The sequence below is a fragment of the Streptococcus sp. 45 genome (assembly GCF_900108865.1).
In the GTDB taxonomy this organism is placed as follows: domain Bacteria; phylum Bacillota; class Bacilli; order Lactobacillales; family Streptococcaceae; genus Streptococcus; species Streptococcus ruminicola.
This window is the reverse complement of record NZ_FNXZ01000001.1, coordinates 685,901-698,235: the sequence shown is the minus strand read 5'-3', so window position 1 is coordinate 698,235 and position 12,335 is coordinate 685,901. Positions and strand designations below refer to the sequence as shown.

Here is a 12,335-nt window from a genome sequence, read left to right as displayed (position 1 = left end):
CGTGGAATCCTTGCTTTTGTCTTATTTCCCCTCCAAATAAACCTTAAGCATCTTCTTCTGTGGTGTAGCCATGGGATAATCTTGAAGTTGGTCTAGTGAGACCCAGCGGAGTTCTTTGTCTTTGGAAACTTCATCTGAAGTTACCAAGCCTTCAATGAGTTCAATAGTCCATTTTTGGTGGCTAAAGGTGTGCTTGACAAGGCTAAATCCTCGATTAGTCCAGTCAGGAGTGACTTGGTAATCCTTTTCAAAAAGTGCTTTTTGTGAGACGGTTTTAAGAGAAGCAGTATCTTTTTCAAATAAATCTAGTTGCTGTCCGATAAAGTCTGTTTCCACGATTGGAAATGACCAGAAGCCGCCAAGCAAGCGCCCATCAAGATTTTTTTCTAATAAGAAATCACCTTTGCTATTTCGAATGACAAAAGCTTGAAGCTGTAGCGGCTTGGGCTTTTTCTTAGGAAGTTTAATCGGATATTTATCGTAAGTCCCGTGTAAATAAGCTGCACTGAAAAAGCGAATCGGAGATTCATCTGGACGAGGATTCTTGGCTGATTCGATATCAGTCCCCAGATCCATCAGTGCTTGGTTAAAATCCCCAGGACGTTCTGGATCAATTAAGATTTCCATAATTGCCTGGAAAATCTTGCGATTTTTGGGGTCGCCAATATCATAATTGACTTCAAAAAGGCGCGCCATCACGCGCATAACATTCCCATCAACAGCAGGTTCAGCAAGTCCAAAAGCAATACTAGAAATAGCACCAGCCGTATAAGGGCCGATACCTTTTAAAGAAAGAATATCCTTGTGATTGTTGGGAAAAATACCGTCAAATTTTTCCATGATTTCTTGCGCAGCCTTTTGCATATTGCGCACGCGAGAGTAGTAACCAAGCCCTTCCCAAGCTTTTAGCAATTTATCCTCAGGAGCATTGGCTAAATCTTCAATCGTCGGGAACCAATCCAAGAAGCGTTCATAATAGGGGATTACTGTAACCACTTGTGTCTGTTGCAGCATGATTTCAGAAATCCAGATAAAATAAGGATTCTTAGTTCTGCGCCAAGGTAGGTCGCGTTTTTCATTATCATACCAATTGAGCAGGGTACGGCGAAAAGAAGCGATTTTTTCATCGTCCCACATCTCAATCCCATAATCAGTTAAATTAATCATATTTCCATTTTAGCAAAGTTCATATCTTAAGGGTAATAAAAGTTCTTGGAAAAATTTTTTAATAAAAAGCACATATCTCTTGACAAAAGGTAAGCGGTTACATTATAATAAAAGTGTAAAGAAGGATGACAAAAGAAACGAAGTAAGGAGGTAACAGTTCTTATGATGAAACCACATGTCGCCCGGTATAAAAATGGTGATAAAGTCTCTAGTCGGAGTTAAGTAGGCACAGTTAACTTTACGTTATGGAGGTGGCGCTTATGTTGAAATTAAACTTAGGACGCTATAAAAATGGTGATTAGTCACTTTGATTAGCCATAAAGATTTATACCTCAAATCTCAAAAAATTTGTAACAAAAGAAACATCGGAGGAACGTCTTATGTTGATGATGAATGTAGGTCGTTACAAAAATGGAGACTAACAACTAGTTGAATTTAGGTCAATGAAGGAGTGATGTCACATTTTAGATGAAGATATTAATTGGAAGTGAACGATTAGAAATAGCTGGTGCAAGAAATAATACCGGTTGATCTTGTTGCTAGTAACAGTAGTAATCGAAAGGGCTTCTAATCATATTGCTTCCATGTTTGAAAAAAGCTTTTAATTTTTTAATGAAAGTTGTGATAGATGTGAAAGCAATCAATGTAGGCCGTTACAAAAATGGAGACTCAAAAAAGATATGGCGACGAGTCAATCGCCCTATCAAAGAAACAGAAAAAATTGATTATTATCGTTGTTATGTGAGTATTTTCAATTAATGGAGGTATCTTATGAACGTAGCAAGATATAAAAATGGTGATACTTTAGCTAGTTGCATAAAATAGCTAAAGGAGTGATACCAATGTAAAAAAGTAGTGACTAAAAAACTCATGGAGGTATATGTACAATGCTGAAAATGAATTTAAATCGCTATAAAAACGGAGATAATAATCTAACAGCCTAACTCCTTATGAGAATGGTATGTTAGATGACATACGAAAAAATTTTTTGGAAGCTGAGATAAAAATTCTCAGCTTCTTTTTTTTGCCTTTAAAAGATATTTTTTTCATAAAACCAAAATTGCCGAAATTTTTTAAGAAAATCTACAGAAAATAATTGAAAATCAAAGTCAAAAGTACTAAAATAAGATTAAAGGAAAACGCTTAATAATAAGAAGAATCGAGGCGATTTATGTGAGTAGAAGTAATTTTCGAAGATTAAAACGTATCGAATTATATGAAATCATGCTAGCGCAGAGTAAAGAAATCGACCGATTAAGAGATGAATTGGCAAAAGCCAATGAAAAATTAGAAAATCAAGAGATAAAACTAGCCAACGCTGGTTCTATCGCAGAAGCTTCCCTTAGTTTGACAAAGGTTTTTGAAGAAAGCCAAAAAGCAGCAGACTTGTACCTTAAGAATGTCAAACAAATGAATGGAGAAGCGGAGTATGAAAAAGGATAACGAAATTACTCTTCCCACAACCAGTGAGATTGAAGAGTTATATAAAAAAGCGAAATACCGTAAACTTTTCACCGAGAAGATAAGAAGCACGGTTTTTATGTTAATTGTCGTAGCTGCCTTTGCTATTTTGGTAGCTATGCTTTACCTTCCAACCCTTAGGATTTATGGGAAATCTATGAAGGGAACCCTAGATAGTGGAGATGTGGTCTTGACAGTTAAAAGTAATCACTTTAAGACAGGAGACATCGTCGCTTTTTATTACAACAACAATATTTTGGTAAAACGAGTTATTGCAGAATCGGGTGATTGGGTTAACATCACCAAGGATGGAACGGTTTATGTCAATAGCAAAAAAATAAAAGAACCTTATATCGAACACAAATCTTATGGTGAGACAAACATTAAGTTTCCTTACCAAGTTCCAGAAAACCGTATCTTCGTTTTGGGAGATAACCGTAGCGTTTCGATTGATTCACGAAATACTTCTGTTGGTACAGTTTCTGATGAACAATTAGTTGGTAAACTAATTTTTAGGATTTGGCCTTTATCAGATATTGGTACTCTAAATTAAAAGTAATTGTCGACATATTTTCACTAATGTTTTAGGAGGGAAGGAGAGTGAAAAATCGATGAGAAATTTTTTTAGACGAAAAGATTTAATCAAGAATCATAAAAAACTTGCCACTTTCCTTGCCGTTATAGTAGCTCTGGTGACAGCTTATCTTTTGATTTTACCAGCTATTACTCTTGATAATGAGACTGCTTCGCAAGATCCTGGTATAGAAGTTGAACAAAGTAGTCAGTCGCCGCCATCGCTACCGGCACCACAGGATAATCAGTTAGGATCTACAACAGAAAGTTCCTCAGTTGATACATCAAATAGCGGTGCTACACAAGCAGCAAGTGATGAGCCTGATTTGATCACACAAGCGACAACCTTGACAGCACAAAATCAAGATTACACGATTAAAGCTGATGTTGATGAAAAGGCACAGTTGCCTAAGGATACGACATTGACCGTCAAGGAAATCAAAAATGACGATGTTGCTTATCAAGCGAATTATGAAAAAGTACAAAATTCTCTAGTAGGAAAGAACATCGAAAGTGTTCTTCTCTACGATATTTCTTTTGAATCAAATGGTCAAAAGGTTGAACCAAAAGCTGACGTTAAGGTGACAATTACACCGAGCGAGGCTATGGCTGCTAAAGATAACTTTGATGTCATTCATTTCCCAGACGATGGTTCGCAAGAAAACATCACTCAAAAGGACGTCAAAGAAATTGACCATAAGATTACATCGGTTTCCTTTGAAAACAGTAAATTCTCAGCTTACGCTTTGGTCACTTCAAGCGACCCTAAAGATGACAAAGCAACTGACGATGCCAAACTTCAAGCTAAAAATACACCACGATCAGTAACTACTCACACTGTTACCTTCAAGTACACTGATAACAGCGGCATTGAACATGATATGACAACCGCTGAAGTTACCGATGGTGGAAAGATTGCAGTTTTCCCAACGCCAGTTTATCGTGAAGGTTATCGCTTCACAAGATGGAAAAATCAAGCTGATGATTCAACTGTTACAGAGGATACAACAATTACTAGTGATATGACAGTTGTTGCAGATTACTCTGAAATTAAGATTTACAATGCGACAATCCAATATTTCTATCACAATAATACGACTAACAGTGATACGGTCTTTGGTAATGATGTTCACCAAGTCGAAGCCAAAGATACACCATATCGTGTTACACCTCCGCCTTCTGTAAGACCAGGTGATGATCCTAGTGTATCTCAAGATGAAGTCTACTATCCAAGCCAATCAATCGTTGAATTTGCTAACGCAGCAGATTTAGCGGCTAAGGATGCGGCAGATGGTAACATTGACCAAAACATCACTATTAGAGTTGAATATGTAGCAGCAGATGCTACCTATAATGTTCACTACATGTTGAAAAACTTGAACAATGATAACTACAGTGAAATTGAAACTGTTCAAGCTCACGGTGTTATCGGTTCAACCATTAGACCGCAAGTTTTGACTTATGATTTTGCTGATTTTGAACGAACAAATTCAGTAACTCTTACCCAAGCTCAAGGTCAAGACCTATACGTTTACTACACACGTAAGACTTTTGAACTTAGCTACAATACCAACGGTGGTTATTATATCGAGCCAACAGAAGGTTTGTACGGTGAGTCTGTTGCGATTACTAGTAACGTGCCACAGAAAAAAGGTTACACCTTTGATGGCTGGTATGATAATCCAGAATTCAGTGGTAATAAGGTCACAGGAAATGTCACACTTAATAGTGACAAGACCTTATACGCTAAATGGAAAGCAGATAGCGTTCCTTACACAATAGCTTATTATAAAGAAGTTTATGATAACGCGACAAATACCACACACTATGTTTACGATAGTGCTATCGTACGTACTGGTACGGTTGATACAACCGTAAATGCTTCAAGTGCTCCAAATCTATCTGTTGTTCCAAAAGGTTATGAACGTGAAAATGCATCTGGTGGACCAAATAGCACGTCATCTGTTGTCATAGCAGCGGATGGTTCATCTGTTTTAAATGTTTATTATAGTTTGAAACGTTACACCTTTATTTTTGACCTGAACCTCACTAGTTGGGGATACTCATTAGGTCGTATCGATATAGGTGGACATACATATCAAGGCACTGAATATCGATTAACAAATATTGTTTTAGGTCAAGATGTGTCAAGTGTATGGCCAAGTTCAACATCAAATCCAAGAGAAGTATATTCGCTTAACTATCTTGGTCAGGTTTCAACAGAACGTTTCTTTGATTCTTGGGAAAATGAATATAAGACCAAACGTCAAGAAGTTACGCCTGAGCTTTTACCAAATTCAGGAACAACAAGAACGTTCAAAGCCACTTGGACCAACCGAGGTAATACTTATACGGCTGAGTACTGGTTGCAACAACCGGATGGTTCTTATGTGAAGTCTAATAAGTATAGTCAGTCATTCATTTTTAACTCTGGTACATTTACTGCCAAGGAAATCTATGGTTATACTTACCGTACGGACCAAAGCTTTACTCAAAATGGTGTTCATTATGAAGGAACATCAACATCGGATAGGACTTATCGTTTCTACTATGACCGTGATAGTTTCCAAATTGACTACTATTATGGTAACGATGAGGTAGGTCATAAGCTCAATATTCCATTTGAAGCTGATATTTCATCATCAGAGTATAATTACCAACCTAGCCGACCAGCTGGTGTTGATAGTGACTATACTTGGGGTGGTTGGTATGAGGATGCTGTGTTAACAACACCTTATACCTTCAACACAATGCCAAACCACAATTTGGTCTTGTACGCGAAATGGAATGCCCCACGTTACAACGTGTCATTTGACTTAAATGGTGGTGAAGGAACAGCTCCACCGACACAATCTGTTGAAAAATACGTTTGTGCACAAGCGCCAGCAGATCCAATCAGAAATCACTATACCTTTGATGGTTGGTTCGACCAAGAAGGTAAACGATTTGACTGGACTAAGCCAATCACTAAAGATACGGTCTTAACAGCTCACTGGAAATTAAATCCATTGACTTACACCGTTCAATATGTCGATGCTGATAACAATGAAAGTAAGTTAGCACCTGACAAGGTGGTAACAAGTCCGGCTCTTCAACTTGGCGATACCATTACTGAAACAGCCCTTGCTATCACAGGTTACCGTCCAGGTAATAACCAAAAATCTGTAACCCTTGGTTATGAAAATAATGTGATTACTTTCTACTATACTAGAAAACAACCTAGTGTAGATTACACCGTTCGTTACTTACTAGAAGGTACTGAGACTGAATTAAGTCCATCAGTTACTAAGACTGTTACTGGTGATACGGTTCGTGTTAAGGAAGTCGCTCCAGATGTTGGTAGTGACTACTATCCACTAGATGATACTTTGAGTTTGACTTTGACATCTAATGCGGCAAATAACGTCATTACTTTCTACTACAGTCAGAAGTCTGATGGTCACATTACTTTCCACTATCTTGATATGGATGGTAATCCAATTCCTGGTCAAGCACCAGTTGAAGAAACCTTCCATGAAGGTGGTACTTGTAATACTATCGACCATCATCTAGACATTTCAGGTTACACTTATGATTCAGGACAAGATGTCACAAATCAGAATAACCCGACAAGTGTCAAAAATATCTATACCTTTAGAGGTGGTGAAAATATTGATATCAATCTTTATTATAAGAAAGATATTAATATCGTAGCGCGTGATAAAGAAAAATCTTACGATGGTCAAGCTCTTAAGAGTAGTGGTCTATCGGATTTGACAGATGTCTATCGTCAATCCCTTCAAAGTGGTGATAAGTTAGCTTCGGTGACTTACTCAGGTTCACAAACTAACGCTGGAACAAGCAGTACAACACCAACAGCCGTTACCATTACTGATGACGATGGTAATAATCGAAATGATTACTACAATATCATCTATACTCCTGGTACCTTAACTGTTGGACAACAATATGTTTCAGTTATCATTACTGGTGATACGATTTCTAAAGTCTATGACGGAACTTACTCAACAGTAGGTTATGAAGTGACACGTATCAGTACAAATCTGTATTCAGAAAATAAAATTCAATTTAACGGTGCTGAGCCATCTATCACTCAAAAAGACGCTGGTACTTACTTATTGAATTTGTCTAACCAATTTACAAATACAGATCCTAACTTCGATGTTCACTTCCAAGTGTCAAATGGTGCTCTTACTATTTATAAGCGTGATGTTGTTTTGACATCTGCTGAAGCAACGAAGACTTACGATGGTACACCATTGACAGCGCATACCGTCACACCAAGTCCAATGACTGACACCGAAGGATTTATTTTAGGTGAAGGTATTCAATCTTACAACTTCACTGGTAGTCAAACCTATCCTGGTACAAGTTATAACCGCTTTACTTATACTTTGTTACCAAATACTAAACCTACAAACTACAACATTTCCATTACACATGGTCACTTGATTGTTACGCCAACAATTAATTTACAAGTAACTGGAAGTGGCTGGTCACCCGCTCTTTCTGGTGGAAATTTCAAACTTGAAAAACGTGGTGCTGGTGTTTGGGAAGATATCAGTAACGAGTTTAATAGCTTTGATGTGACATCCACAGATGGTTTTAATATCAATGGATTAATGCCAGGACGTTATCGTCTCACTCAAAATTCTGCTCCAGATGGTTATAGAGTTATTAATAAATATGTTTGCTTCAATGTTCTTGAAGATCGTGATGAATTTGATAATTCTATTTATACCATGGAACTTTGTGATGAAGATGGTCACACTGTTTCTGCTGATGATAATAAGCGAATTGTGAATGGTATTGGAAATTACAACTACCGTCTTCAAGTCGTTAACCAAGCTGGTAGTGAATTACCAAGTAGCGGTGGTATCGGAACGAAGAAATTCATTATTGCAGGTGTTATATTAATGGTTGTCGCTGTACTAGTTACTATCTTTAATAGATGGAAAAAAGCTATTAACGATAGTGGTTAGGAGGTGATGCCAAATGATGTCGTTTTAAAACTTTTAGGATAAAATTAGAAAGAAGGTTCACTATGAAAAAGATCAGAAATGTGATGACATTACTCCTCGCAGCTCTTGCACTTCTTTTCACCGGAAGTCAAGTCTTTGCGGATACAACCGGAACCATTACGGTTCAAAACGCCCAATTGGGACAAACTTATACCCTTTATAAACTTTTTAATGCCACAGTAGGTGATAATGGAGCTATTGCTTATACACTACCAGATGGTAAATCAGCAGCAGATGTTGCAACTTACTTTGATGTTGACTCTGCTGGAAACGTCACAGCAAAATCAACGACTACTCAATCTGTAGTGGGAAGTGATGCATTTAAAACTTGGGCTAAAGGTTTTGGTACTCAAGTAGGAAGCCCAGTAGAAGCAACTGGTAACACTGTGTCATTCTCAGGATTGTCATTCGGTTATTACTTTGTTGAATCTTCACTTGGTGCAGCAATTACAGTAGACAGTACCAATCCAAATGCATACGTTGTAGATAAAAATACTCCAAGTCCAAGTGATGCAACTAAGACAGCAAGTGCAGAATCAGCAACAATCGGTGATACTGTTAACTACACAATTCATTACAAAGCAACAAACTATGTGGTGAAAGATGGTGAAGGTAAACAAATCACTGACTACACTATCGTCGATACTCCAACAAACTTGGCTATCAATGCAAGTAGTGTTGTAGTTAAAGTAAAAAGTACTGTTACTCAGACTGAACAAACAATTACTCCACAATCAGTTAATGTAGATTCAACTACTGGTAAATTAACAGTTGTTCTTCCTTGGATTAATACATCAACTGGCGAATCACTTTATGATACTCCATCAGAAGTAACTCTTACTTACTCAGCTACTGTATTGCCTGGTGCAGCTGGTGTTACTAACCGTACTGGTGAAGCAACCAACAGTGCGAAAGTCACTTACAATTATGATGGTGGTTCAGGTAACATCACCACAGAAACTGAAACTGTTAAAACATATGGATTCACAATTAACAAAACAAATGGTACTACTACTTTGACAGGAGCTGAATTCAAAGTTTATGATTCTGAAACAAGTACAACTCCAGTCAAATTTGTGAAACTTTCAGATACTATGTATCGTATTGCTGTTTCAACTGATGCTGCTTCAGATTGTGTAGAAGTTATCCCAGCTGGTATGACTCACATCTCAGGTCTAAAAGATGGAACACGTTTCTTCCTTGAAGAAATCAAAGCACCTGCTGGTTATAACAAATTGACTAGCCGTCAAGAAGTTGTTGTTAACAAAGACCAAACTACAGCTAGCGTTCTTAACCAAAAAGGTACAGAATTGCCATCAACTGGTTCATTTGGTACTAAAATGCTCTATGTCGTAGGTGCTACAGCTATTCTAGTTGCTTTCGTTTACATGGTTGCAAAACGTCGTGTTAAAAATCTTTAATGATTAAAGGATTGGAACATCTTCGAAAGTAGCACGAGTCTATTTTCGAAGATGATTCTTTTTAGAGAAAGTTTGCCAGCAGAAAGGAGAAAAAGCAGTGGCGTGGTTAAAGCAACATTGGAAATCTTTGATAATGCCCTTCGTCTTTCTCATTGGGCTGGGCTTGGTTAGTTACCCTTCATTGAGTGACTATTGGAATTCCTTTCACCAGACAAAAGGAATTATGAATTATGCTAAGAGCGTCTCAAAAATGTCTGATGAAGAATACGCTAAGATTTTAAATCGGGCAAAAGATTACAATAAGAGATTGACTAGCATGAATTGGGACATGAATGATGCGCAAAAAGCAGACTATGAATCTCAGTTAAACTTCAATCATGATGGTGCCATGGGTTACATTAGTATTCCTAAGATCAATATAAAATTAGGTGTTTATCACGGAACAGACGACAAGGTTTTGCAGACATCCATCGGACATCTGGCGGGGACATCTCTTCCAGTTGGCGGAAAAGGCACACACTGTGTCTTATCTGGTCACCGTGGATTGCCTTCAGCTAAGTTGTTTTCTGACTTAGATAAATTGCGTGAAGGAGATACCTTTACCATTCACGTTTTAAATGAAACCTTGACTTATGAAGTCGATCAGATTCGAGTGGTTGAACCAACTGATTTTAGTGATTTGACCATTGATCCAAATCAAGATTATTTAACCTTGGTGACATGTACACCTTATGGTGTTAATACCCAACGTTTGTTGGTTCGTGGGCACCGCATTCCAAATGCTGATGGCGAAGCTAAGACCACTTCCGATGCCCTTCAGCTAAATGCACTTTATATTGCACCGTTTATCGGTATTCCAATCTGTCTTGTTATCGTTATCTACATCTTTGTTGTAACAAGTAGCAGGTACCTCAAACGTCATGGTGACCGAGTTGGTAAATACCTCAGTCAAAAGGGACTTAAACGACCACAAATGAACTCTAAAAACTATCAAGAAACGATTAATCAATTAAAAAGAATTTTTAAGGATGGTTAAAAAAGATTGAAGATGAGCGATAAGCTCATCTTTTTTTGTTACGCTTTCACAAAGTTTTTGTTAAGTCAATTTGAAGTTTATATTAAAAGTTAAATACAAGACTTAATTTTGCAACAATTCATAAAATTTATGCTATAATTGGAGTTATACTAGCGAAAAGCGAGGTAAGGATATGTGGGTTGTTAGGAAGATGTACTGGCGCAGTGGTCAACAGTACGTTCAAGCACAAAAGATTTTTGAAAGTCGTGAAGAAGCAAATGCTTTTAGAAAAGAATTAGATTTTGCAACGGAGATTTATGAGACAAACTTAGCCGTTTCTAATAAAGGCGATTTTTAAGCAAAGAAGCAGAGCACACCTGCTTTTTTGTTTTGGGGATTTTGGGGATATAAATTGATAAAAAAATTTAGGATAAAAACACTTTCTTTCCCGCATATCTCTTGCGCAATTTCTGAAGCTATAGTATAATAGTTTATTGTGAGTATACCTCACTTACTCGTGATTTCGGTCACGGGTCATTAGACCAAAAGGAGGAAAAATATCAATGGCTAAATACGAAATTCTTTACATTATTCGTCCAAACATTGAAGAAGAAGCTAAAAACGCTTTGGTAGCACGCTTTGACTCTATCTTGACTGACAACGGTGCAACTGTTGTTGAATCAAAAGACTGGGAAAAACGTCGTCTTGCATACGAAATCAAAGATTTCCGCGAAGGACTTTACCACGTTGTTAACGTTGAAGCAGAAGATGCTGTAGCTCTTAACGAGTTCGACCGTCTTTCAAAAATCAACGGTGACATTCTTCGTCACATGATCGTTAAACTTGACGCGTAAGAAGGTATTTTATGATTAATAATGTAGTACTTGTCGGTCGCATGACCCGCGATGCAGAACTCCGTTACACACCATCTAATCAAGCAGTTGCGACATTTACACTTGCTGTAAACCGTAACTTCAAGAATCAAAATGGTGAACGCGAAGCAGATTTTATTAACTGTGTTATTTGGCGTCAGCAAGCTGAAAACTTGGCTAACTGGGCTAAAAAAGGCACATTGGTTGGTGTTACTGGTCGTATTCAGACTCGTAACTATGAAAACCAACAAGGCCAACGTGTTTACGTAACTGAGGTCGTTGCAGATAATTTCCAAATCTTGGAAAGTCGTGCTACACGTGAAGGTCAATCAGGTGGTTCTTACAACGGTGGATTTAACAACAATTCATCATTTGGTGGATCTTCTAATGGTGGTTTCTCATCACAATCTTCACAACAAACACCTAACTTCGGTCGTGACGAAAGCCCATTTGGTAATTCAAACCCAATGGATATTTCAGATGACGATCTTCCATTCTAATGGATATGGACACCTCAAGTGTTAAACTTGAAACAACAATAATATAAAGGAGAATAAAACATGGCTCAACAACGTCGTGGCGGATTCAAACGCCGTAAAAAAGTTGATTACATCGCAGCTAACAAAATTGAATATGTTGATTACAAAGATACTGAGCTTCTTAGCCGTTTCGTTTCAGAACGTGGTAAAATTCTTCCACGTCGCGTAACTGGAACTTCAGCTAAAAACCAACGTAAAGTAACAACAGCTATCAAACGCGCTCGCGTTATGGCTCTTATGCCATTCGTAAACGAAGACTAATTCGT

General features: G+C 37.7%; 10 protein-coding genes. 9 read left to right on the top strand and 1 reads right to left on the bottom strand.

The annotated features are described in order from the left end of the window. Nucleotides 1-21: 21 nt before the first annotated feature. Nucleotides 22-1,167, bottom strand: coding sequence for an A/G-specific adenine glycosylase (gene mutY / locus BMX18_RS03405; RefSeq protein WP_093815083.1), 1,146 nt, complete (start codon nt 1,165-1,167; stop codon nt 22-24). Nucleotides 1,168-2,340: 1,173 nt separating this feature from the next. Between mutY and BMX18_RS03395 the strand changes: the two genes are divergently transcribed. From BMX18_RS03395 to rpsR, 9 genes are all read left to right on the top strand, one after another. Next, a complete protein-coding gene (locus tag BMX18_RS03395) occupies nt 2,341-2,610 on the top strand; it encodes a DNA repair protein (protein WP_093815079.1) in 270 nt (89 codons plus the stop codon). After that, on the top strand, nt 2,597-3,181 hold the full coding sequence (gene lepB, locus BMX18_RS03390) for a signal peptidase I (protein WP_074626839.1): 585 nt from the start codon (nt 2,597-2,599) through the stop codon (nt 3,179-3,181). The genes BMX18_RS03395 and lepB overlap by 14 nt, the downstream gene beginning before the upstream one ends. Nucleotides 3,182-3,239: 58 nt before the next feature. After that, a complete protein-coding gene (locus BMX18_RS03385; RefSeq protein WP_093815077.1) occupies nt 3,240-8,183 on the top strand; it encodes an InlB B-repeat-containing protein in 4,944 nt (1,647 codons plus the stop codon). A gap of 62 nt (nt 8,184-8,245) precedes the next feature. Beyond that, nucleotides 8,246-9,643, top strand: a complete 1,398-nt coding sequence (locus BMX18_RS03380; RefSeq protein WP_093815075.1) for a SpaH/EbpB family LPXTG-anchored major pilin — start codon at nt 8,246-8,248, stop codon at nt 9,641-9,643. Between the two features lie 133 nt (nt 9,644-9,776). Further along, nucleotides 9,777-10,679 carry a class C sortase gene (locus tag BMX18_RS03375; RefSeq protein WP_180366620.1) on the top strand — a complete coding sequence of 301 codons (903 nt, stop codon included), beginning with the start codon at nt 9,777-9,779 and terminating at the stop codon, nt 10,677-10,679. Between the two features lie 190 nt (nt 10,680-10,869). Further along, nucleotides 10,870-11,016: an ATP-dependent protease gene (locus tag BMX18_RS03370; protein ID WP_228380491.1), complete on the top strand. Its 147-nt coding sequence runs from the start codon at nt 10,870-10,872 to the stop codon at nt 11,014-11,016. 205 nt (nt 11,017-11,221) lie between these two features. Continuing rightward, complete coding sequence (gene rpsF, locus BMX18_RS03365; protein ID WP_006531977.1) at nt 11,222-11,512, top strand: 30S ribosomal protein S6; 291 nt, start codon at nt 11,222-11,224, stop codon at nt 11,510-11,512. Between the two features lie 11 nt (nt 11,513-11,523). Further along, nucleotides 11,524-12,030, top strand: a complete 507-nt coding sequence (locus BMX18_RS03360) for a single-stranded DNA-binding protein (RefSeq protein WP_039696324.1) — start codon at nt 11,524-11,526, stop codon at nt 12,028-12,030. A 60-nt stretch (nt 12,031-12,090) separates the two neighbouring features. Next, entirely contained in the window at nt 12,091-12,330 is a 240-nt protein-coding gene (gene rpsR, locus BMX18_RS03355; RefSeq protein WP_000068664.1) for a 30S ribosomal protein S18, read from the top strand. The last annotated feature ends 5 nt before the right edge of the window (nt 12,331-12,335 follow it).

Bases quoted from the DNA above. Each gene is read 5' to 3' on its own strand.
- mutY (WP_093815083.1), bottom strand. From the start codon at position 1,167: ATGATTAATTTAACTGATTATGGGATTGAGATGTGGGACGATGAAAAA.
- lepB (WP_074626839.1), top strand. From the start codon at position 2,597: ATGAAAAAGGATAACGAAATTACTCTTCCCACAACCAGTGAGATTGAA.
- BMX18_RS03385 (WP_093815077.1), top strand. From the start codon at position 3,240: ATGAGAAATTTTTTTAGACGAAAAGATTTAATCAAGAATCATAAAAAA.
- BMX18_RS03380 (WP_093815075.1), top strand. From the start codon at position 8,246: ATGAAAAAGATCAGAAATGTGATGACATTACTCCTCGCAGCTCTTGCA.
- BMX18_RS03375 (WP_180366620.1), top strand. From the start codon at position 9,777: ATGCCCTTCGTCTTTCTCATTGGGCTGGGCTTGGTTAGTTACCCTTCA.
- BMX18_RS03370 (WP_228380491.1), top strand. From the start codon at position 10,870: ATGTACTGGCGCAGTGGTCAACAGTACGTTCAAGCACAAAAGATTTTT.
- rpsF (WP_006531977.1), top strand. From the start codon at position 11,222: ATGGCTAAATACGAAATTCTTTACATTATTCGTCCAAACATTGAAGAA.
- BMX18_RS03360 (WP_039696324.1), top strand. From the start codon at position 11,524: ATGATTAATAATGTAGTACTTGTCGGTCGCATGACCCGCGATGCAGAA.
- rpsR (WP_000068664.1), top strand. From the start codon at position 12,091: ATGGCTCAACAACGTCGTGGCGGATTCAAACGCCGTAAAAAAGTTGAT.